Raw genomic sequence first — 20,644 nt, 5'->3', positions numbered from 1 at the left:
CTGCGCCGAGGCCGCCGGCACGGCCGGCGCCGCCAGGAGGGCGGCGGCGAGGTAGGGCGGCATCCCGACCTCGATCGGCCCGACGAGCCCGGCCTCCGGGTCGAGATAGGCCGGCGGCTGAGCGGCGAGCGCCAGGACCGTCGCGTCGTCCGTCGCTTCGCAGGTCTCTTGGTCTGTCCCTCGGCCCGTGCCGTCCCCGTCCGCGAGGCGCGGGTGGGGCGTCAGGGTCTCCTCGCCCTCGACCCAGTCGATCCGGCCGGGCCGGGGCGGGCCCGCCGCCAGGGCCGGTCCCAGCACGGTCCCGAACCGGGCCCGGCCGGTCGCCAGGACCCGCTCCAGGATCTCGGCGCCGGTGCGATCGAGCAGCGGATAGGCCGGCGGCGCCTCGCCCTCGGCCTCGCGCTCCCGCCCGGCGAGGGCCTTGAGGATGCGCAGGTCCGACGGGCGCAGGTAGGCACTCGGGGTCGCCGCGTGGACGACGCCGTAGGGTTCGACCGGGCGGGCCTTGGCCGATAGCGCCCCGCTCTTCAGGATCCGGGCCTGCATCGGCGCGACGCCGAGGCGGGAGGCCGTGCCGCCGCGGCCGGGCAGGGCCAGGAGGACGTAGATCAGGCGCCGGTCGATCTCGGGCGGAAACGTCTCGCTGCCGGTCCGGCGGGCGCGGTCGAGGCTCTGGATCCAGCGTTCCAGCTCCTCCGGCAGGGCCTCGGGGTCGGCGCAGTCCCGGAGCTGGAGCAGCCGGGCCGCCCGCGTCTCGGGGGTCGGCGGGGGCGGGGGGCGCAGGGCGGTGCCCCGGAACGCCCCGAGCAGCACCGCCGCGACGTGCCGGCAATTGGTGCGGTCCCGGCAGGTGCAGAGCCCGCGGATGACGGTATCGCGGCCCGTCCTCTCGACCTCGATCGAGACGTTGTACACCGTCTTTCCGCTGCGGCTCTCGACGTCGCCCTCGAGGTAGCCGTCCCCATCCGTCTCGACGTCGAGCACCTGGCCGTTCGCCAGGTCGCCCGCGCCGTCGTGGAAGGAGGCGTGCCCGCAGTTGCGCAGGATGTCGCGTTCGGTGAATGAGAGCGTCCTGCGCATCGAAACGGTGATCGCCTCCGGCCTGCCGACGGCAAAGGTAGGGAGGCGGGCCGGCGCTGGGAACCGGGGGGCGGCCGGGCAGGCGGAATCGCCCGTGGGCGGCCGGCATGCGGAACGGATGGCTCCGCTTGCCGTTCCGGCACTCGACACCGTTTGGCGTGCAGGAGGGAACGAGCGTCTCATGACCGGACAGGCCCGATGAGCGACGAGCACCCCGTGACCGGCGAACCCGCGGCCCTCGCGCCCGCGCGCGAGACCCTGTTTCAGCCCGGCCGCACCTGCTGGTGCGTGGCGCGGGCCGAGCGGGTCGCCGTGATGGTCGATTCCGCCGAGTATTTCGCCCGGCTGGAGGAGGCCCTGCGCCAGGCGCAATCCTCGATCCTGATCGTCGGCTGGGACTTCGACGGGCGCATCCGCCTGCGCCACGACGCGTCCCCGGAGGAATCGCCCCCGCTCGGGCCGCTCCTGCGCGACCTCGCGGCGCGGCGGCCGGACCTCCAGGTGCGGGTGCTGGTCTGGAGCGTCGCCACCCTGCACGGGCCGGGCGCGGCTCTGCCGCTCCTGTTCGGGGCCGAGTGGGAATCCCATCCGCGGGTCGAGCTGCGCCTCGACACCCATCACCCGCTCTACGCCGCCCACCACCAGAAGCTCGTCTGCATCGACGACCGCATCGCGTTTGCGGGCGGCATCGACCTGACGGTCGGGCGCTGGGACACCCCGGCCCACGAAGCCGGCGACCCCTTGCGCACGAACCCCGACGGGGAACTCTATCCGCCGGTCCACGACCTGCAGATGGCGGTGGACGGCGAGGCCGCGGCGCGGCTCGGCGAGATCGCCCGCGAGCGCTGGCGCGCCGCGACCGGCGAGGTGCTGGAGCCCGTGCGCGGCGCCGCGCCGGTCTGGCCGCCGGATCTGGCGCCGCTCTTCACCGACATGCCCGTCGCCGTCGCCCGCACCATGCCGCTCCAGGGCGACGAGCCCTCGGTCGAGGAGGCGGCGGCGCTCACCGCCGCGTCGCTCGCTGCCGCGCGGAAGACCCTCTACCTTGAGGCGCAGTACCTCACCGCCGACTTCGTCGCCGACGCGCTCGCCGCCCACCTCACGGCGGAGGAGGGGCCGGAGATCGTCGTGGTGATCACGCGCCGCTCGCACAACTTCACCGAGCGTGTCGCCATGGGCACGCCGCGCGACCGGGTGCTGCGCCGCCTGCGCGCGGTCGACCGCTTCGGGCGCCTGCTCGTCGCCTACCCGGTGGTGCCGGGTGCGCAGGGCGCCGACGAGACCGACGAGGCCGGGGATTGCGAGATCGAGGTCCACGCCAAGCTCGTCATCGTCGACGACGGGTTCCTGCGCATCGGCTCCTCGAACCTCAACAACCGCTCGGTCGCCCTCGACACCGAGTGCGACCTCGCGGTCGAGGCCCGGACCCCCGAGGAGCGCCGGGCGATTCTGTCCTTGCGCGACCGCTTGGCGGCCGAGCATTTGGGCGTCGCGCCCGAGGTGCTGGCGGAGGCCGCCGAGCGGGACGGCCTGATCGCGGCGATCCGGCGCCACATGGGCGGTCCCCGCAGCCTGCGGGTCTGCGAGGTGCCGGAGGAGGAGGGCCTGCTCGACCCCCTGGTCAGCTCCGAGCTGCTCGACCCTGAGCGGCCGTTCGGGACGGGGTAGCGGCGCCCGCCCTCCCCGCATCCCGCCACCGGAACACCGCCTCGGTCGCCGCGAAGGCGACGAGGCCGAGCGCCAGCGGGACGAGGAAGTAGATGCACCGGAACGCGATCAGCGGGCCGATGACGTCGGTCTTCGGCAGCAGGTGCACGACCACGCTCTCGATCACCCCGACGCCGCCGGGGACGTGGGTGATGAGCACCGCCGCGTTGGCGATGACGAAGACCGAGGCGACGGCGAGGTAGCCGACGTCGGAGACCGCCATGAGCACCTGGTGCAGGCAGGCCGAGACCAGGGCGAAGTTGACGGCCCCCAGGGCCACCTGCGCGGCGGCGAGCGGCAGCGGCGGCATCTCGATCGACCAGCGCCGGAAGGTGAGCGGCTTGCGCCACCAGGCGGCGAGGCCGAGATAGCCCGCGACGAAAGCCGCGCAGGCCAGCCCCGCCGCCAGGACGGCGCCGGTGCCGAGCCCCGTCACCTCCCGGGCGAGGCCCGGATGGACCAGCACCGCGACTGCGCCGAGCGCCATCAGGCCGACCGCCACGGTGACGCCGCAGAACAGGACCGCCTTGGCGACGTCCGCGGTGCCGAGCCCCCAGCGGGTGTAGAAGCGGTAGCGGATCGCCCCGCTGCTGAGGCCCGCGAACCCGATGCTGTGGCCGAGCGAGAGGCTGATGAAGGCGGCGAGCGCCACCCGCCGGTAGGGCAGGGGCGTGCCGGCGGCGCGCAAGGCCAGCCAGTCGATGCCGGTGAGGCAGAGATAGCTCGCGGCGGCAAAGCCTCCGGCCGCGAGGAGCCGGCTCGCCGGCACGGCCCGCACCGCATCGACGAGCTGGCCCGGGCTGTAGCCGGACAGCGTGCGGTAGAGCAGGTAGCCGCCGAGCACGACGCTGACGAGCGTGGCGAGGATGGTCCAGAACCGGCGCCGACCGGAGGTCTTGTCGCGCGTGTCGTGGTCGTGTGGGGTCGTCACGCGGGTTCCTCCCGGAGCGCGGTGTGGCGGGGCGCGACGGCGGGCGCGAGGTCGAGGTCGGCGACGAGGGGCAGGTGGTCGGAGGCGGTCCGGGCGAGCCGGCCCTGGACCCGGCGCACCTCCCGCACCGCGACGCCGCGGCTGACGAAGACGTGGTCGATGCGCAGGAGCGGCAGGCGGGCCGGGAAGGTCGGCCGGGCCCAGGCCCGGCGGACGCTGCCCTCCGCGTCGGGCAGGCGCTCCGAGAGGCGGCGGTGGACGGCCGAGCCCGGCAGGGCGTTGAAGTCGCCGAGCAGCACCACGGGATCGCGGCAGGCCGGATCGCCGAGGAAGCGCGGGCCGAGGAGCGCGTCGGTCTGCGCCGCCCGCTCGTGCCGGCCGAGGCCGAGATGGGTCGTGACGACCTGCACCTCGGCGTCGCCGACGGCGACGGCCGCCCAGAGCGCGCCGCGCGGCTCGCGGCCGGCCCGTTCCGGCAGCCCCTCCGCCCGCACCAGCCGGCAGGGGAGGGCGGTCAGGATCGCGTCGCCGTAGAGCTCCTCCATCACCCGCAGCGCCGGGTGGAAGTGCGAGCGCATCCCGAGCCGGGCGGCGATCGCCTCCGCCTGGTCGATCCCGCCGGAGCGGGCGCGCCCGACATCGAGCTCCTGGAGCGCCACCACGTCGGCCCGGCAGGCGGCGATCACCGCGGCGATGCGCGCCGGGTCGATGCGGCCGTCGCCGCCGAGGCAGCGGCGGACGTTGTAGGTGAGGACGCGGAGCAACCGGGCGGGGCCTTCCGTAGCGGGCATTCCCCTCAACGGCCGAGCCTGCACCCGGTTTCGCCGGTACGGCCACGCTTTACGCCGCGGGCGTGCTCAGGCGATGGTCGGCACGATCCCGCCCTCGACCCGCAGGCTCGCGCCGTTGGTGGCGGCGGCGAGCGGGCTCGCCAGGTAGGCGACGAGGCCGGCGATCTCGTCGGGCTCGATCATCCGGGCGAGCAGCGAGAGCGGGCGGTGGACCCGGAAGAATTCTTCTTCGAGCGCCGCCGCCGGGGCGTCCGGATCGGAGGCGACGCTCTTCAGGAAGTCGACGATGCCCTCCGAGCGGGTCGGGCCGGGTAGCACGGAATTCACCGTCACGCCGGTGCCCCGCGTGCGCTGCGCCAGGCCCCGCGCGATGGTGAGCTGGGCGGTCTTCGACACCGCGTAGTGCAGCATGTCGGGCGGCGGCACGAGGCCGGATTCGCTCGACACGAACACGATCCGTCCGGAGTTCCGCGCCAGCATGCCGGGGAAGTAGGCCTGGGCGAGCCGCGCCCCCGAGACCACGTTGACCTCGAACAGGCGGTGCCAGTCCGCGTCGGTGATCGCCTCGAAGGCCTTCGATTCGTAGATGCCGAGGTTGTTGACGAGGATGTCCACCTCCGGCACCGCCGCGATCAGCGCCGCCGCGCCCTCGGCGGTCGCCGGGTCGGCCTGCACCGTGCGGGGCGGCGTCGCGCCGGGCTCGGCCGCGATCGATCGCGCCGCCGCGTCGAGCTTGTCCCGGTTGCGTCCGGGCAGCACCACCGTGGCGCCCTCCGCCGCCAGGCGGCGGGCGATGGCGAGCCCGATGCCCGCGGTGGCACCGGTGACGAGGGCGGTCCGGCCGCCGATCCTGAGGTCCATGGCTGTGGTCTCCGTGCAAGAAGACCCCGAGATGACGATGCCGGCGATTGATGACCAGCGCGCGGGCCGGCACGATACTCGTGCATCGGACGCACCAATGGACCGGCCATGGACAACCGCCTGGGCGAGATGGAGGCCTTCGTCGAGGTGGCGCGGCGCGCCAGCTTCGCGGCCGCCGCCAAGGCGCTGCGGCGCACGCCCTCGGCGGTGAGCCGGGCGGTGGCGCGGCTGGAGGCGCGCCTCGGCGTCGCCCTGATCCGGCGCACCACCCGGTCGATGACCCTGACGCCGGAGGGCGAGCTCTACCTGCGCCGGGCCGCCGAGCTGATCGCCGAGTTCGCCGCGATCGAGGACGGGTTCGGCCGCGAGGCCGCGGTGCCGACCGGCCTCCTGCGGGTCAACGCCTCGGTGCCGTTCGGCACGAAGGTGATCCTGCCGGTGCTGCCGCGCTTCCTCGCCGAGCATCCCAGGATGCGGGTCGACCTCGCCCTCACCGACGACGTGGTCGATCTCGTCGAGGCCCGGGCCGACGTGGCGATCCGCATCGGCCCCTTGCGCGACACGAGCCTGCGGGCCAGGCGCCTCGGCCGCAGCCGCCTCGCGGTGGTGGCCTCGCCGGCCTATCTCGCGCGGGCCGGCACGCCCGCCCATCCGGACGCCCTCGCCGACCACAACTGCCTCGCCTTCAGCTTCCGCCGCTCCCTCGACACCTGGCCGTTCCTCGTCGACGGGGCGGTGTCGCAGCGGCCGGTGCGCGGCAACTTCCTGGGCAATTCCGGCGAGGTGGCGCGGCGGATGGCGCTCGGCGGGGCGGGGCTCGCCCGCCTCGCCCGCTTCCACGTCGAGGACGATCTCCTGGCCGGCCGCCTCGTGCCGGTGCTGGAAGCCTTCAGCCCCGGCGACGCCGAGGACATCCACGCGCTCTATGCCGGGCAGGAGCGGCTGTCCCGGCGCATCCGCTGCTTCGTCGATTTCCTCGCCGCGCACGCCGCCCTGCGGGACTGACCGGCGGCGACCGCCGCGGACGCGGGGTCAAGGAATCGGGACGCCCGATCATGGAACCGGTCGGGTTGGCGCGGCACAACGCTTGCTCCATCCGGGGGACCCCCCTGCTGCCGCCTTGCCGCCGCGGAGTCGCGTTCGATGATGTCGTCCTGGTTCTCTCGCCTCGCCGCCGCCCTGCGCGGCCTGCTGCCCGGCCGGCCGCAGCCCGATCCCGGCACCTGGATCCTGCTCGGCGACGGGCGCGGCGTCTCGTGGTCGGGCGACGCAAAGGCGCCCGCCCTCACCGGCCCCACTCCTCCGCCTGCGCGGTGATCCATGCGCGGAACGAGGCCACCTTCGGGGCGTCGGTCTCGGTCGGCGTGACGAGGAAGAAGCCGTAGGGGCTCGCCACCTCGTCGGGGAAGGGCCGCACCAGGCCGGTCGCGCCCTGCCCGATGCCGGCGACGAGGTCGCCCCCGAGCACCCGCGTGGCGAGGCCGACCCCGCCGCCGGCGGTGGCGCATTGCAGCACCATGAAGGTGTGGGTGAAGCGGGGGCCGCGCGAGGCGTCGATGCCGGGAACCCCGGCGGCGGCGAGCCATTGCGGCCAGCCCACCGCCTCGAGGTCGATCGGGTCGTCGTCGTGCAGCAGGGTGTGGCGCGCCAGGTCCTCGGGCGTGCGCAGCGGCGGCGAGCCGTCGCGAAGATGCGGACTGCAGACCGGAAACACCACGTCGTGCATCAGGAGGTCGGAGCGTAGGCCCGGATAGCGGCCGCGCCCGTGCCGGATCGCCAGGTCCGCGTCGTCGCGGGCGAAATCGACCAGGCGGTTGTTGGCGACCACCCGCACGTCGAGGTCGGGATGCCGCGCGCGGAAGCTGCCGATGCGCGGGATCAGCCACAGGCTGGCGAAGGAATGGGTGGTGCTCACCGTGAGCACGTGGTCCCGGCCCAGGCGCTGCAGCCGGGCGCTCGCCTCGGCGAGCTGGTCCAGGACCTCGCCGGCGGCGGCCGCGAAGCGCTGGCCGGCCGGCGTCAGGGCGACGCCGCGGCTCGGCAGGCGGCGGAACAGGGGAAGGCCGAACCAGCCCTCCAGGATCTTCACCTGCTGGGCCACCGCTCCGGCGCTGACCCCGAGCTCGTCCCCGGCCTCGTGGAAGGTCGCGTGGCGCGAGGCGGCCTCGAAGGCCCGCACGGCGTTGAGCGGCGGCAGGCGGCGGCGGGGTCCGAGATCGAGAGCCATGGTGCAGATCTCCCGCTGGCCCAGATTTCCTGAGGCGAAGGACGAGGCGATCTGGTTTGCGCGCGCGGTGCCCGAAAGGCAATCTCTCCCTCACGAACCCGATCGTCCGACCTGGAGAGAGCCATGACGAGCCTCGTCGCTGGCCGAGGAAACCTGCGCCTCGTTCCCACCCTCCGCCTCGCGCCGGCGCGCCGGCGCGACCCCGTCGCGCTCATCGAACGGCTCGAGCTCTGGGCCGACCGCCGCCGCGAGCGCCGCGCCCTGATGGCCTGCCCCGACGGGCTCCTCAAGGATGTCGGCCTGTCGCGGGCCGACGCGATGCGCGAGGCGGACAAGCCGTTCTGGCGCGATTGAGCGCCGGGCGGATTGCACCGCAAGGACCGGGATGCCGCTGAGGCATCCCGTGCGCCAAGGTGGGGCGTCCTCGCCCGGAGAATTCGATGCAGACCGTCGCCAACCGCCCGATGACCTCCGCCGAATGGGGCCTGCTCCTCGGCCTCTCGGTCCTGTGGGGAGGCTCGTTCTTCTTCGTCGGGGTCGCCCTGTCGGCGCTGCCGCCCCTCACCCTGGTGGTCCTGCGCGTCGGCCTCGCGGCCGTGATCCTCGCCGCGGTGCTGCGGCTGCGGGGCCTGCCGATGCCGCGGGGTGCCGCGACCTGGCGCGCCTTCCTGGGGGCGGCCTTCCTCAACAACGCGGTGCCGTTCTGCCTCATCGCCTGGGGCCAGACCCACATCGCCTCGGGCCTCGCGGCGATCCTCAACGCCACGACGCCGCTCTTCGGCGTGGTGGTGGCGCATCTCCTCACCACCGACGAGCGCCTGACGGCCCACCGCCTCGCCGGCGTGCTGGCGGGTCTCGCGGGCGTCGCCGTGATGATCGGGCCCTCGCTGCTCGCCGGCCTCGGCGCGGAGTTCTTGGCGCAGGGCGCGATCCTGCTCGCGGCCCTCTCCTACGCCTTTGCCGGAATCTACGGGCGGCGGTTCAAGCGCATGGGCATCCCGCCGCTCGCGGCCGCCGCCGGCCAGGTGACGGCCGCGACCGCCCTGCTGCTGCCCGTCGCCCTCGTGGTCGACCGGCCCTGGACCCTGGCGCTGCCCCCCGTCCCGGTAGTCGCGGCGGTCGTCGGCCTCGCCGCGCTCTCGACCGCCTTGGCCTACGTGATCTTCTTCCGCCTGCTGGCGAGCGCCGGGGCGACGAACCTGATGCTCGTCACCTTCCTGATCCCGGTCTCGGCGCTCATCCTCGGCGCCCTGGTGCTGGGCGAGCCGGTGGTGGGACGCCAGCTCCTCGGCATGGCGCTGATCGGCGCCGGTCTGGTGGCGATCGACGGGCGCTTGCTGCGCTGGCGGAAGGCGGAGGCCGTGCCCGGGAGGTCGTGACCTCGGCTCCGCCGGACGCGGTCCCGGCTACGCGCCGGATCAGGCGCCGGGGGCCCGCGGCCGCAGGGCGGCGTAGCTCGTCATCAGGTTGCGGTAGTCCGGGATGTGGTCGCCGAGCAGCGTCGCCAGTCCCTCGACGTCCCGGCGCCAGTCGCGGTGCAGCTCGCAGGCGACCGCGAACCAGTTCACCAGCTGCACGCCGGCCGCCGACATCCGGTTCCAGGCTCCGTCGCGCACCAGCGGGTTGAAGGTGCCGGAGGCGTCCGTGACGGCGAAGACCTCGTAGCCCTCCGCGATCGCCGACAGGGCCACGAAGGCGACGCAGACCTCGGTGACGACGCCCGCGATGACGAGCTGCTTGCGCCCCGTCGCCTTCACGGCGGCGACGAAATCGGGGTTGTCCCAGGCGTTGATCTGGCCCGGGCGGGCGATGAACGGCGCGTCCGGGAACTTCGCCTTCAGCTCCGGCATGATCGGGCCGTTCGGGCCGTCCTCGAAGCTGGTGGTGAGGATGGTCGGGAGCTCGAAGTAGGCGGCGAGGTCGGCCACCGCCAGCACGTTGTTCTTGAACCGGTCGGGATCGATGTCGCGCACCAGCGACATCAGGCCGGCCTGATGGTCGACCAGGAGGACGACGGCCTGGTCGAGGTCGAGGCGATTGTACGGCTTGCTCATCGAACGTCTCCATCGGGGCGCCCGGCGGCGCGGTGTCGATGGAGGCAGTGTGTCCCCGCTGTTTCTGTTTGAAAATAGAAACGATCGAAACCGATCGTTTCCAAGATGTCGATCATGGGCGGCAAGGGCATGGGCGGCAAGGGCATGGGCGGCAAGGGCATGGGCGGCAAGGGGCGGCCGCCGCGCCGATCGCGAGCCGCCTCACGCCATGACGGGCACGTGCACGTTGATGACGGTCCCCGGCCGGTCGGGGGCGAAGCGGCCGTCGTAGAGCTCGAAATCCGGGCTGTCGGCCACCGCGAGCCCCGAGGCCGGGATCAGCTCGCCCCAGATCGTCGCCATGGCGCCCTTCACCTGAGGGGGCAGGGCGGTGCCGTCGAGGGTGATGCGAAAGACCGCGTAGGTCGCCGCCAGGATGGTTTTCCGCACGAAGCCCGCGGGCAGGGGGCCGTCCGCCCGCACACCGACGCCGGCCATGTAGTCGAAGCTGCCCTCCTGCCGGTCGACGCTCCAGACGACGCCGTAGGTGGACCAGCTCGGCACCTGCCCGTCGACGAACGGCAGGGCTCGGATCAGGCGCGACCACAGGTCCGGGATGGTCGCGGCGGTCGCCGGATCGAAGCGCCGGGTCGGGCCGGCGACCGTGAAGGCATCGCGGGTGACGAGGCCGGGCAGGCGGGCGACGGCGCGGGAGCGCTCGGCGGGATGCGGCATCGGTGGATCTCCGTCGGGTGGGGCGAGGCCGCGGCGGAACCGGCCGGGGCTGGTGCCGAAGTGGCGCCCGAAGGCGCGGGTGAAGGCTTCCTGGGATTCGAAGCCGGATTCGAGGGCGAGGTCGACGAGCCGCAGGCCGGGCTCGGCGGCGAGGCGCCGGGCCGCCCGCACCAGGCGGCGCGCGCGGACATGCGCCATCGGCGCGAGACCCATCCGGGCGGTGAACAGGCGCGAGAAGTGGTAGGGCGAGAGCCCCGCCCGGTCGGCGAGGCGCGCGAGCGTCAGGCGCTCGTCGAGCCGGCCCTCGATCCAGGCGAGGGTGTCGGCGACGAGGTCGGGGGTGGGCGGTCGGTCCATGCCGATCACCATGCCGGAGCCGAGCCCCGTCCGTCCTGACCGGTCTTGCGGGCGGCGCCCCGGCGGGCGTTCCCCCGAGACCGACTGTCGAGATCGCCCACGCTGTCGTAGGATGCGGCCGGGACGGCCATCGTCGCGCGCGTCGCGGCGGCCCGCCCGGCGCGAATGCCCGCGCTCCGACGAAACAGCCTGGCCCCATCGATCCTGACGCACCGCGCGGCCAACGCGCGGGCTCATCTCCGGGAGGACGCCCCTTCATGCCCGATACCGAGACCCGGGACCCCGCCGCGCTGTTCGCGCGCCTTCCGGCCGCCCTCGCAGCCGCCCTGAAGGCCCCGGCCTACGCCACGCACCTCGCCGGCATCGACCCCGCCGCCGTCACCGACCGCGCCGCGCTCGCCCGCCTGCCGGTGCTGCGCAAGGGCGAGATGCCGGCGCGCCAGCGCGAGGCCCTGCCCTTCGGCGGCTTCGTGCCGGGGGCGGCCGGGGGATTTGCCCGCCTGTTCACCTCGCCGGGGCCGATCTTCGAGCCGCAGCGGTCGGGCGAGGATCCGTGGGGCGGTGCGCCCGCGCTCAGGGCCGCGGGTTTCCGGGCCGGCGAGGTCGTCCTCAACACCTTCGGCTACCACCTCACGCCGGGCGGCTTCATCTTCGACACCGCCGCCCGGGCGCTCGGCTGCGCGGTGATCCCGGCCGGGCCCGGCAACACCGAGCAGCAGCTCGACCTGATCGAGGCCTACCGGCCCGCCGGCTACGTCGGCACGCCGGACTTCCTCAAGGTGCTGCTCGATTCGGGCCAGACGGCCGGGCGGGACGTGTCGTCGCTCACCAAGGCGCTGGTCTCGGGCGCCGCCTTCCCGCCCTCGCTGCAGGCCGAGTTCCGGGAGCGCGGCATCGCCGCCGCCCAAGCCTACGCGACCGCCGATGTCGGCTTCATCGCCTACGAGACGCCGGGAGAGCCGGGTCTCCTCGTCGCCGACGGGCTGATCCTCGAGATCGTGCGCCCCGGCACCGGCGATCCGGTGCCGGAGGGCGAGGTCGGCGAGATCGTCGTCACGGTGCTCGACCTCGACCGGCCGCTGATCCGCTACGCGCTCGGCGACCTCACGGCGGCCCTGCCGGGCGGCGCCCGCATCCGCGGCTGGATGGGCCGGGCCGACCAGGCCGCCAAGGTGAAGGGCATGTTCGTGCGCCCCGAGCAGGTCGCCGAGATCGCCCGCCGCCACCCCGAGCTCGGCCGCCTGCGCCTGGTGGTGACCCGGGCCGGCGAGGCCGACGCCATGACGCTGCGGGCCGAGGCCGGGAGCACGGACACCGCCCTGGCGGAGGCGGTGTCCGAGACCCTGCGGGCGGTGACGAAGCTGCGCGGCACCGTCGAGGTCGTGGCCCCCGGCAGCCTGCCGAACGACGGCAAGGTCATCGCCGACGAGCGGCCGGTGGGCTGAGGGCAGGGGCGGCCGGGCTCGGGCGGCCGCCGGGCTTGGGGCCGCCGGGCTTGGGCGGCCGTCCACTCCCGCGTGGGGCGTCAGGCCGCCCGGACCTGGGCCAGGAAGCGATCGACCTCCGCCGAGATGGCCTCGGACTGGCGCGACAGATCGGAGGCCGAGGCGAGGACCCGGGAGGCGGCCGCTCCCGTCGCCTCGGCGGCGCCCGCCACCCCGGCGATGTTGCCGGTGACCTCGCCGGTGCCGTCCGCCGCCTGCGCGATGTTGCGGACGATCTCCTGGGTCGCCGCGCCCTGCTCCTCGACCGCCGCGGCGATCGAGGTCGCGACGCCGGAGATCTCCTCGATCCGCGCGGTGATCGTCCCGATCGCGCCGGCCGCCTGCCCGGTCGAGGCCTGGATCGCGGCGATCTGCGAGGTGATTTCTTCCGTCGCCTTCGCGGTCTGGCCGGCGAGCTCCTTCACTTCCGCGGCCACCACGGCAAAGCCGCGGCCGGCGGCCCCCGCGCGGGCGGCCTCGATGGTGGCGTTGAGCGCCAAGAGATTGGTCTGCGCGGCGATCGACGAGATCAGCCCGACGACGTCGCCGATGCGGGCGGTGGCCTCGGTCAGCGCCCGGACCTGATGGGCGGTCTGCCCGGCCTCCGCGACGGCGGATCGCGCCAGCCGGGCCGAGCTGTCGACCTGGCGGCCGATCTCCTGGACCGAGGCGCCGAGCTCCTCGGCCGCCACCGCCACGGTGCCGACATTCGACGAGGCCTGCTCGGCGGCGGTCGCCGCGGTGGTGGATTGCACGGCGGTCTCGCGGGCGGTCGCCGTCATGGTCTCGGCGGTGCCGCGCAGGTCCCGCACGGCGGTCGCCACGGTCCCGACCACGCCGGTGATCGCGTCCTCGAAGCCCCGGATCAGCGCGTCGAGCGCGGCGGCGCGGCGCATCCGCCGCAGCTCCTCGGCGTCGCTCTCGCCCCGCAGCCGCTCGCGCTCGATCGCGTTGTCGCGGAAGACCAGCACGGTGCGGGCCATCGCCCCGACCTCGTCGCGCCGCCCGGTCTCCGGCACCGCGAGGTCGGTGCGTCCCTCCGACAGCGCGGTCATCGCGGCGCGCAGGCGCTCCATCGGCCGCACGATCGAGCGGACGATCATCAGCGAGGCGCCGCCGAGGACGAGCACGATGACGAGGGCCGCGAGGGCGAGGCGCTCGGCCTGGGCGACGACCATCGCCCGCAGGTCGCTGACGTAGTCGCTGGTCCCGATGTAGAAATCGTAGGGCGCGTAGAGGCGGAAGAGCCCGATCTTCGGCACCGCCGCGGTCTCGCCCTCGGGAATCCAGGTGTAGCGGAAGGTCGCCGCGCCGTCGCGCTTGGCTCGCGGCATCACGTCTGCGACGTAGCGGAACCCCGTCGGGTCGGTCACGCCCATGAGGTTGCGACCGACCACCTTGGCGGCCGGATGCGCGATCACCGTGCCGGCGCTGTCGTTCACGAACAGGTAGTTGTCGCGCCCGTGCCGCATCGCGGCGATGTCGGCGAGCGCGGCCTCGCGGGCCGCCGCCTCGGTGATCTCGCCCTTGACCGCCTTCTGCCGGTAGCGCTCGACGAGGTTGGCGGCGGCCTCGGTGATGAGCGACAGGCGCTCGATGCGCTGCGCCAGCATCGCCTCGTACTGATGGTTGAGCGCGATCCCGCCCAAGGCGACCAGGCTCGTGGCGGCGAGCGCGATCAGCAGCGCGAACTTGCGGGGAAGGGTGAGCACGAACATGGGGCGGCCACTCCGGATCCGGACCCTGCCGGATGTCCGCCGGGAAATAGAGGTCGGGAAGTGAAGACCTGGTTTATATTGTTAGCTCTTGTGGCGACGTTCGGATGCTCGCCGAAATCTTGCCGCTGCGGCAGCCTATGCGGAGATGCGGCCGCTCGCGCGGTCCGGCGTCGCCGGCTGCACGGTCGATAGACGATGCGGCGGCCTACCCGACCCCGGCCCGCAGGGGCCCGCGTCGGCGCACCGGCACCGCGACGGGCTCCGCGACCTCGCCCTGCATCGCGCCATGGGCGAGCGCCTGCGTCTCGCCATGGGCGAGCGCCAGGACCATGCCGGTGAAGATCTGCTGCAGCCCGTCGGTCGAGAGGCGCCCGCCCGGCTTGTACCAGGTGCAGATGCCCGACAGCATGGCGAGGATGGCGAGCGTCGCCATGCGGGTATCGGCGAGGCGGAACTCGCCGGTGGCGCGGCCGTGGTCCAGGATGTCGCCGAGCTTGCGCTCGTAGTCGCGCCGCATCGCCACCACGGCGGCGAGGTTGTCGGGCTCGAGGCTGCGCAGCTCCGAGTAGCAGATGAACACCTCCTGCGGCCGCGCGACGTGGTAGGCGACGTGGAACTCGGTGAACCGGGTCAGTCGCGCTTCCGCGCTGCCCTCCGCCAGCAGCGCCGCATCGAGCGCGGCGTGCAGATCGAGCATGTGGCCGCGGATGAGGTCGAACAGGAATTCCTGCTTGTTGCGGAAGTAGTTGTAGAGCGAGCCCTGCTGGATGCCGACCTCGGCCGCGAGCTGGCGCAGGCTCATCGCGGCGTAGCCGTGGGTGGCGATGAGGCTGAGCCCCGCCCGCCGGATGGCCTCCTCGGTCCGCGGTCCCGACGAGCCTGCGATACGCGCCATGCTGCCCTTGATCCTGCCCTCGCGGGGCTGACCGCCCCTCGACTTTCGTCGCGCCAGTGTAGCACTTGACGCTCGGAAAAAAACAGTCGAACGTATTTTCAAGGCGAATGACCCGGACGCATACCGGGCATCCGCCACAGGCAGAGCGGCGCCGGACACGAGCGCGGCCGCCATCCCAGGGAGGGTCAGGCGTGGCGGAAACCCTTGCGGTTCGCCAGATCTCGTTGCGCTTCGGCGGCGTGAAGGCGCTGACGGATGTCAGCTTCGCGGTCGAGAAGGGCGAGCTCTTTTCGATCATCGGCCCCAACGGCGCCGGCAAGACCTCGATGATCAATTGCATCTCGGGCCGCTACAAGCCGTCCGAGGGCCAGATCCTGCTCGACGGCCGCGACATCACGAAGGCGACGCCGAACCAGCGCCCGAAGCTCGGCATCGGCCGGACCTTCCAGAACCTCGCGCTGTTCCACCACATGAGCGTGCTCGACAACATCCTGGTCGGGCGCCACCACCTGATGCGCAACAACTTCGTCACCGGCTCGCTCTACTGGCTGCCGGGGGTGCGGAGCGAGGAACTGGCGCATCGCCGCCGGGTGGAGGAGATCGTCGATTTCCTCGACCTCCAGGCCTACCGCAAGGCGCCGGCCGGCACCCTCTCCTACGGCTTGCGCAAGCGGGTGGAACTCGCCCGCGCCATGGCGCTCGAGCCCAAGCTGATCCTCCTCGACGAACCGATGGCCGGCATGAACCTCGAGGAGAAGGAGGACATGGCCCGCTACATCGTCGACCTCAACGAGGAGTTCGGCATGACCGTCGTGATGATCGAGCACGACATGGGCGTGGTCATGGACATCTCGCACCGCGTCATGGTGCTCGATTTCGGCCGCCGCATCGCGCTTGGCCGCCCCGAGGCGGTGCTCGCCGATCCGCACGTCCGCAAGGCCTATCTCGGCGAGGATGACGACGAGCCCGCAACCCTCGAACCCGCGAGGGCCGCGTCGTGACGACCGATTTCGCTGCGATCGCGCAAGCCGCCGACACCTTCCCGAAGCTGCTGCGCCGCAACGCCGCCGCGCATCCGGACGAGGTGGCGCTCCGCGAAAAGATCTTCGGGCTGTGGCGCCCGACGACGTGGGGCGAGTACCACGCCCGCACCCGCGCCTTCGCGCTCGGCCTGTCCGATCTCGGCATCGACGGCGGCGACGTCGTCGGGCTCATCGGCGACAACCGGCCCGACTGGGTGGCCGGCGAGATCGCCGCCCACGCTCTCGGCGCCCTGTCGCTCGGCCTCTACCGCGACGCGCTCGAGGACGAGGTCCAGTATCTGCTGGCCTTCGCCGAGGTGAAGGCGGTGATCGCCGAGGATGAGGAGCAGGTCGACAAGCTCCTGAACCTCGCCGATCAGGTGCCGAGCTTGCGCCATATCGTGTATTGCGACCCCCGCGGGATGCGCAAGTACGACGATCCCCGGCTGATCTCGGCCGACGCGCTCGCCGCCCGCGGCGAGGCGATGCACGCCGCCGATCCCGGCCTCTACGACCGCATGGTCGACGCCACCGATGCCGAGGCGGTGGCGATCCTCTGCACCACGTCGGGCACCACGGCGCGGCCGAAGCTCGCGATGCTGAGCGGCGGGCGGGTCCTGCGCCACTGCGCCCGCTACCTCGCCGCCGACCCGAAGGGGCCGCAGGACGACTACGTCTCGGTGCTGCCGCTGCCCTGGATCATGGAGCAGGTCTACGCGCTCGGCCAGGCGCTCCTCTCTCGCATGAAGGTCAACTTCGTCGAGGATGCCGACACGCTCATGCACGATTTCCGGGAGATCGCCCCGACCTTCGTGCTGTTCGCTCCCCGGGTCTGGGAGGCGGTCGCCGCCGACGTGCGTGCCCGGATGATGGACGCCTCTCCCTTCAAGCGCGCCCTCTACGAGCGCGGCATGAAGATGGGGCTCGCGGCCCTCGACCAGGGCACGCACTCCGCGGCCGCCGAGGCCCTGCTGTTCCGGGCGCTCCGCGACCGGCTCGGCTTCACGCGGCTCACGTCCGCCGCGACCGGCGGCGCGGCGCTCGGCCCCGACACGTTCCGGTTCTTTCGCGCCATGGGCGTGCCCTTGCGCCAGCTCTACGGCCAGACCGAGACGCTCGGCGCCTACACCCTGCACCGGGGGAAGACGGTCGATTTCGACACGGTCGGCGTGCCGTTCGACGACAGCATCGAGATCCGGGTGCTCGACCCCGACCGTAACGGCATCGGCGAGGTGCTGGCGCGCCACGCCAACATGTTCCACGGCTACTACAAGGCCGGTCCCGACACCCCGAGCGACGTGCGCGACGGCTGGATGCACACCGGGGACGCCGGTTACGTCGACAGGAAGGGCGAGCTCGTCGTCATCGACCGGATCAAGGACCTCGCCGTCAACATCCACGGCGAACGTTTCTCGCCGCAATACATCGAGAACAAGCTGAAGTTCTCGCCCTACGTGGCCGAGGCCGTGATCCTGGGCGCCGGGCGCGAGTACCTGGCGGCGCTGGTCTGCATCCGCTACGCGGTGGTGGCGAAGTGGGCCGAGAAGAACCGCATCGCCTTCACGACCTATTCCGACCTCGCCTCGAAGCCTGCGGTGATCGAGCTGATCCGCCGTGAGGTCGAGAAGGTCAATGCCGGGCTCACCGACGTGCAGCGCGTCGCCAAGTTCGTGCTCCTCTACAAGGAGCTCGACGCCGACGACGGCGAATTGACCCGCACCCGCAAGGTCCGCCGCGGCGTGATCAACGAGAAATACGCCGACCTGATCGACACGATCTATGCCGGCGCGCCGAGCTACCGGGTCGATACGGTGATCCGGTTCCAGGACGGCACGACCCAGCGCATCCGCACCACCCTGCCGGTGATCGACCTCACGGCGGCCCCCGCCATCCTCGCCGCCGCCGAATAGGGCTCGCTTGAGAAGGGGCTCGCGCCCATGAACACCCATCTCCTGCTCCAGCTCGTGGTCAACGGGCTGATCGTCGGCGCCCTCTACGGCGTGGTCGCGATGAGCTTCGTGCTGATCTACAAGGCGAGCCAGGTCGTGAACTTCGCGCAGGGCGAGTTCCTGCTGATCGGCGCCTGGGTGTGCTGGTGGCTGCTCACCACCTACCAGCTGCCGTTCCTCGTCGGCATGGGGATCACCTTCGCGTTCATGCTGGTCTTCGGCATCGCCATCCAGGTGGTGGTGCTGAGACCCCTGATCGGCGAGCCGATCATCTCGGTCATCATGGTGACGATCGGCCTGTCGATCTTCTTCCAGGCCCTGTGCAAGTGGCTGTTCGGCGTCTTCGCCCAGCCCTTCCCGCCGATCTTCCAGACCCAGTCGGTGTCGTTCCTCGGGCTCGAGATCCAGACCGTGTACCTGATGAGCCTCGGCATCTCCGTCGCCATGATGGCGGGCTTCGCCTGGTTCTTCCAGTATTCGAAGCACGGGCTCGCCATGCGGGCCACCGCCTTCAACCAGCAGGTGGCCCAATCCCTCGGCATCTCGGTGCGCAACGTCTTCGCGCTCGCCTGGGCGATCTCGGCGGTGGTGTCGTCGGTCGCCGGCATCGTGGTCGGCATCGTCAACGGCGTGTCGTCCGCCCTGTCGCTCTACGGCATCAAGGTGTTTCCGGCCGTCATCCTCGGCGGGCTCGACTCGGTCGTCGGCGCGGTCATCGGCGGCCTCGTCATCGGGGTGCTGGAGAACGTCGCGCAATACGTCGACGGCCAGTACCTGCACTGGGGCAACCTCTACGAGATCGTTCCTTTCTACGTCCTGGTGGTGATCCTGATGATCAAGCCCTACGGCCTGTTCGGCACCCGCGACATCGAGCGCGTCTGATGGCGACCCAGAGCCTGATCCCCGCCGGCGACTACCGCACCACGTACGCCGCCGACACCACCATCTTCCCCACCGCCGGCAGCCGCTACGCGGTCTGGGCGGGGCTGGCGCTGCTCTGCTGCGCCCCCCTGGTGCTGGACCGCTACTGGCTGAGCCTGCTGATCCAGATCGGCTACTTCGCGGTCGCGGCGTTGGGCCTCAACATCCTGGTCGGCTTCACCGGGCAGATCTCGATCGGGCACGCGGCCTTCTTCGGCTTCGGCGCCTTCGCCTCCGCCTGGCTGTCGAACAACTACGGGATTCCCGTCTTCTTCGCGATCCCGCTCGCCGGCGTGATGACGACCGCGGTCGGCCTGATCTTCGGCCTGCCGGCGGCCCGGCTCAAGGGCCTCTACCTCGCTATCGCGACGCTCGCGGCGCAGTACATCCTGCAGGACTTCTTCGCCCGGGCGAACTGGTTCACCGGGGGCGTCGCCGGTACGGCGGCGGACCCCTTCTCGATCCTCGGGTTCAGTTTCGACACCGACCACCGCTACTTCTACGTGGTGCTCGCCTACCTGGTGCTGACCTTCGTGCTCGCCACCAACCTGATGCGCTCCCGCGACGGCCGGGCGCTGGTGGCGGTGCGCGACCACTACCTCTCGGCGGAGATGATGGGGATCAACCTCACCCGCTACCGCACCCTGTCCTTCGGCCTCTCGGCCTTCTTCGCCGGCATCGGCGGCGCGCTCTACGCCCATTACCTCCAATTTGTCTCGGTCGAGGGCTTCGGCATCCTGCTCTCGATCCAGTTCCTCGGCATGATCATCATCGGGGGCCTCGGCTCGATCATGGGCACGCTGATGGGCACCGCCTTCATGGTGCTGGTGCCCGAAGCGATGGGCTGGATCACCGATGCGGTCCGCGGCTCCGCCCTCGACCGCGCGCTCTCGCTCAAGGACAACCTGTCCTTCCTGCGCGAGATGGCGATCGGGCTGGTGATCGTACTCTTCCTGATGTTCGAGCCCAACGGGCTCGCCCATCGCTGGCGCCAGATCAAGGCGTACTGGAAGCTGTATCCGTTCTCGCACTAGAGCGCTTCACGATCGCGTTGCAATCGCGAAGGTCTCTAAGTCATTGTTTTGTCGCGTTTTCTTCGACGAGCCGGCATCACTTCGTCGGAAAATGCTCTAGACCTTGTCTTGACCTGGGGCGGCAGCGCCGTGAGCATCCCTCTTATCCCACCCGCGACCTCATCCTGAGGTGCCGCGTAGCGGCCTCGAAGGAGGGCTCCAGCAAGCTTCGAGACATCTGGAGCCCTCCTTCGAGGCTCGCTTCGCTCGCACCTCAGGATGAGGTCGCGGGTGGGATAGGACCGATCAATCCGGTCCACGAATTCTGAATTCACCGACGAGGCTGGCGAACCAGCCCACCTACCGGAGGAAACATCACCCATGCTTCGCCTGTCCCTCGCCTCGGCCGCAATCCTCGCCCTGGCCGTGCCCGCCCTCGCCGCCGAGATCCCGATCGGCCACCTCGCCGACCAGAGCGGCGCCACCTCCGACGTCGGCGTGCCCTACGCGCAAGGGGTGGCCGATGCCCTCGCCTACGTGAACCGCAAGGGCGGCATCAAGGGCGAGAAGATGAACGTCGAGTCGGTCGATTACGGCTACCAGGTGCCGCGCGCCGTCGCGCTCTACAAGAAGTGGACCGGCGGACGCGACAAGGTCGCGGCGATCCAGGGCTGGGGCACCGCCGACACCGAGGCCCTCTCCGCCTTCGTCACCAAGGACGAGATCCCCTACATCTCCGGCTCCTACGCCGCGCAGGTCAGCGACCCGACCGGCGCCAGCGGCAAGGCCAAGGCGGCGCCCTACAACTTCTTGGTTCTTCGTCATTCGGGGTTGATAGGGGCTCACAGTAGCCCCGCCTCCAAATCGGCCTCCAGGGTTGATAGCGGCATCCCGTAGTACCGCCAGGGGCCGTAGATCGG

At 72.0% G+C, this 20,644-nt stretch carries 18 protein-coding genes and 2 pseudogenes; 11 read left to right on the top strand and 9 right to left on the bottom strand.

The window, feature by feature from the left end; genetic code table 11:
- Window positions 1-1,080: pseudogene (locus tag HPY23_RS06595) on the bottom strand (hypothetical protein); the annotation flags it as partial.
- A gap of 198 nt (window positions 1,081-1,278) precedes the next feature.
- Here HPY23_RS06595 and HPY23_RS06590 point away from each other — a divergent pair.
- The gene (locus HPY23_RS06590) at window positions 1,279-2,748 is read left to right on the top strand and encodes a phospholipase D-like domain-containing protein (protein WP_091883099.1); all 1,470 of its coding nucleotides are present in this window, start codon (window positions 1,279-1,281) and stop codon (window positions 2,746-2,748) included.
- Here HPY23_RS06590 and HPY23_RS06585 read toward each other — a convergent pair.
- The 3 genes from HPY23_RS06585 to HPY23_RS06575 form a co-directional block, all read right to left on the bottom strand.
- Window positions 2,702-3,718 (bottom strand): lysylphosphatidylglycerol synthase transmembrane domain-containing protein, encoded by a 1,017-nt coding sequence (locus HPY23_RS06585; protein WP_091883102.1) that lies wholly within the window; start codon window positions 3,716-3,718, stop codon window positions 2,702-2,704. The genes HPY23_RS06590 and HPY23_RS06585 overlap by 47 nt on opposite strands.
- Window positions 3,715-4,482, bottom strand: a complete 768-nt coding sequence (locus HPY23_RS06580; RefSeq protein WP_091883105.1) for an endonuclease/exonuclease/phosphatase family protein — start codon at window positions 4,480-4,482, stop codon at window positions 3,715-3,717. Before HPY23_RS06580 ends, HPY23_RS06585 begins: the two co-directional genes overlap by 4 nt.
- A gap of 93 nt (window positions 4,483-4,575) precedes the next feature.
- On the bottom strand, window positions 4,576-5,370 hold the full coding sequence (locus HPY23_RS06575) for an SDR family NAD(P)-dependent oxidoreductase (RefSeq protein ID WP_060845412.1): 795 nt from the start codon (window positions 5,368-5,370) through the stop codon (window positions 4,576-4,578).
- 108 nt (window positions 5,371-5,478) lie between these two features.
- Between HPY23_RS06575 and HPY23_RS06570 the strand changes: the two genes are divergently transcribed.
- Together HPY23_RS06570 and HPY23_RS06565 are read left to right on the top strand one after the other, a co-directional pair.
- Window positions 5,479-6,375: a LysR substrate-binding domain-containing protein gene (locus HPY23_RS06570; protein WP_091883108.1), complete on the top strand. Its 897-nt coding sequence runs from the start codon at window positions 5,479-5,481 to the stop codon at window positions 6,373-6,375.
- A gap of 138 nt (window positions 6,376-6,513) precedes the next feature.
- Window positions 6,514-6,687, top strand: coding sequence for a hypothetical protein (locus HPY23_RS06565; protein ID WP_167543869.1), 174 nt, complete (start codon window positions 6,514-6,516; stop codon window positions 6,685-6,687).
- Here the strand turns inward: HPY23_RS06565 and gcvA are convergent.
- The gene (gene gcvA / locus HPY23_RS06560) at window positions 6,656-7,597 is read right to left on the bottom strand and encodes a transcriptional regulator GcvA (RefSeq protein WP_060845414.1); all 942 of its coding nucleotides are present in this window, start codon (window positions 7,595-7,597) and stop codon (window positions 6,656-6,658) included. The two genes, HPY23_RS06565 and gcvA, sit on opposite strands and share 32 nt — an antisense overlap.
- A gap of 123 nt (window positions 7,598-7,720) precedes the next feature.
- Here gcvA and HPY23_RS06555 point away from each other — a divergent pair, with 123 nt between their 5' ends.
- Window positions 7,721-7,951 carry a DUF1127 domain-containing protein gene (locus HPY23_RS06555; RefSeq protein ID WP_091883111.1) on the top strand — a complete coding sequence of 77 codons (231 nt, stop codon included), beginning with the start codon at window positions 7,721-7,723 and terminating at the stop codon, window positions 7,949-7,951.
- An 86-nt stretch (window positions 7,952-8,037) separates the two neighbouring features.
- Window positions 8,038-8,976, top strand: coding sequence for a DMT family transporter (locus HPY23_RS06550; RefSeq protein ID WP_236012773.1), 939 nt, complete (start codon window positions 8,038-8,040; stop codon window positions 8,974-8,976).
- 39 nt (window positions 8,977-9,015) lie between these two features.
- On the opposite strand, the gene ycaC is transcribed toward HPY23_RS06550, so the two are convergent.
- The gene (ycaC, locus tag HPY23_RS06545) at window positions 9,016-9,651 is read right to left on the bottom strand and encodes an isochorismate family cysteine hydrolase YcaC (RefSeq protein WP_091883114.1); all 636 of its coding nucleotides are present in this window, start codon (window positions 9,649-9,651) and stop codon (window positions 9,016-9,018) included.
- A gap of 201 nt (window positions 9,652-9,852) precedes the next feature.
- Window positions 9,853-10,722 (bottom strand): AraC family transcriptional regulator, encoded by an 870-nt coding sequence (locus tag HPY23_RS06540; RefSeq protein WP_091883280.1) that lies wholly within the window; start codon window positions 10,720-10,722, stop codon window positions 9,853-9,855.
- A gap of 257 nt (window positions 10,723-10,979) precedes the next feature.
- Between HPY23_RS06540 and HPY23_RS06535 the strand changes: the two genes are divergently transcribed.
- Entirely contained in the window at window positions 10,980-12,167 is a 1,188-nt protein-coding gene (locus HPY23_RS06535) for a phenylacetate--CoA ligase family protein (RefSeq protein ID WP_091883117.1), read from the top strand.
- An 80-nt stretch (window positions 12,168-12,247) separates the two neighbouring features.
- Here HPY23_RS06535 and HPY23_RS06530 read toward each other — a convergent pair whose 3' ends face one another.
- Both HPY23_RS06530 and HPY23_RS06525 read right to left on the bottom strand, forming a co-directional pair.
- Window positions 12,248-13,924: a methyl-accepting chemotaxis protein gene (locus HPY23_RS06530; RefSeq protein WP_091883121.1), complete on the bottom strand. Its 1,677-nt coding sequence runs from the start codon at window positions 13,922-13,924 to the stop codon at window positions 12,248-12,250.
- A 205-nt stretch (window positions 13,925-14,129) separates the two neighbouring features.
- Complete coding sequence (locus HPY23_RS06525; protein WP_091883123.1) at window positions 14,130-14,819, bottom strand: TetR/AcrR family transcriptional regulator; 690 nt, start codon at window positions 14,817-14,819, stop codon at window positions 14,130-14,132.
- Between the two features lie 191 nt (window positions 14,820-15,010).
- Between HPY23_RS06525 and HPY23_RS06520 the strand changes: the two genes are divergently transcribed.
- From HPY23_RS06520 to HPY23_RS06500, 5 genes and pseudogenes are all read left to right on the top strand, one after another.
- Complete coding sequence (locus tag HPY23_RS06520) at window positions 15,011-15,820, top strand: ABC transporter ATP-binding protein (RefSeq protein ID WP_060845420.1); 810 nt, start codon at window positions 15,011-15,013, stop codon at window positions 15,818-15,820.
- Window positions 15,817-17,751: a long-chain fatty acid--CoA ligase gene (locus tag HPY23_RS06515; protein ID WP_091883126.1), complete on the top strand. Its 1,935-nt coding sequence runs from the start codon at window positions 15,817-15,819 to the stop codon at window positions 17,749-17,751. The genes HPY23_RS06520 and HPY23_RS06515 overlap by 4 nt, the downstream gene beginning before the upstream one ends.
- 27 nt (window positions 17,752-17,778) lie before the next feature.
- Window positions 17,779-18,672, top strand: coding sequence for a branched-chain amino acid ABC transporter permease (locus HPY23_RS06510; protein WP_091745244.1), 894 nt, complete (start codon window positions 17,779-17,781; stop codon window positions 18,670-18,672).
- Complete coding sequence (locus HPY23_RS06505) at window positions 18,672-19,745, top strand: branched-chain amino acid ABC transporter permease (protein ID WP_091883129.1); 1,074 nt, start codon at window positions 18,672-18,674, stop codon at window positions 19,743-19,745. The genes HPY23_RS06510 and HPY23_RS06505 overlap by 1 nt, the downstream gene beginning before the upstream one ends.
- Before the next feature lie 360 nt (window positions 19,746-20,105).
- Window positions 20,106-20,534, top strand: a pseudogene (locus tag HPY23_RS06500) (ABC transporter substrate-binding protein); the annotation flags it as partial.
- Window positions 20,535-20,644 lie beyond the last annotated feature (110 nt).

The sequence above is a fragment of the Methylobacterium ajmalii genome, from assembly GCF_016613415.1.
In the GTDB taxonomy this organism is placed as follows: domain Bacteria; phylum Pseudomonadota; class Alphaproteobacteria; order Rhizobiales; family Beijerinckiaceae; genus Methylobacterium; species Methylobacterium ajmalii.
Note: the sequence above shows the minus strand (reverse complement) of the source record. Positions and strands in the feature narration are given on the sequence as shown.

Coding starts and splice junctions, on each gene's coding strand:
- HPY23_RS06590 (WP_091883099.1), top strand. CDS start 1,279: ATGAGCGACGAGCACCCCGTGACCGGCGAACCCGCGGCCCTCGCGCCC.
- HPY23_RS06575 (WP_060845412.1), bottom strand. CDS start 5,370: ATGGACCTCAGGATCGGCGGCCGGACCGCCCTCGTCACCGGTGCCACC.
- HPY23_RS06570 (WP_091883108.1), top strand. CDS start 5,479: ATGGACAACCGCCTGGGCGAGATGGAGGCCTTCGTCGAGGTGGCGCGG.
- HPY23_RS06565 (WP_167543869.1), top strand. CDS start 6,514: ATGATGTCGTCCTGGTTCTCTCGCCTCGCCGCCGCCCTGCGCGGCCTG.
- gcvA (WP_060845414.1), bottom strand. CDS start 7,597: ATGGCTCTCGATCTCGGACCCCGCCGCCGCCTGCCGCCGCTCAACGCC.
- HPY23_RS06555 (WP_091883111.1), top strand. CDS start 7,721: ATGACGAGCCTCGTCGCTGGCCGAGGAAACCTGCGCCTCGTTCCCACC.
- HPY23_RS06550 (WP_236012773.1), top strand. CDS start 8,038: ATGCAGACCGTCGCCAACCGCCCGATGACCTCCGCCGAATGGGGCCTG.
- ycaC (WP_091883114.1), bottom strand. CDS start 9,651: ATGAGCAAGCCGTACAATCGCCTCGACCTCGACCAGGCCGTCGTCCTC.
- HPY23_RS06540 (WP_091883280.1), bottom strand. CDS start 10,722: ATGGACCGACCGCCCACCCCCGACCTCGTCGCCGACACCCTCGCCTGG.
- HPY23_RS06535 (WP_091883117.1), top strand. CDS start 10,980: ATGCCCGATACCGAGACCCGGGACCCCGCCGCGCTGTTCGCGCGCCTT.
- HPY23_RS06530 (WP_091883121.1), bottom strand. CDS start 13,924: ATGTTCGTGCTCACCCTTCCCCGCAAGTTCGCGCTGCTGATCGCGCTC.
- HPY23_RS06525 (WP_091883123.1), bottom strand. CDS start 14,819: ATGGCGCGTATCGCAGGCTCGTCGGGACCGCGGACCGAGGAGGCCATC.
- HPY23_RS06510 (WP_091745244.1), top strand. CDS start 17,779: ATGAACACCCATCTCCTGCTCCAGCTCGTGGTCAACGGGCTGATCGTC.
- HPY23_RS06505 (WP_091883129.1), top strand. CDS start 18,672: ATGGCGACCCAGAGCCTGATCCCCGCCGGCGACTACCGCACCACGTAC.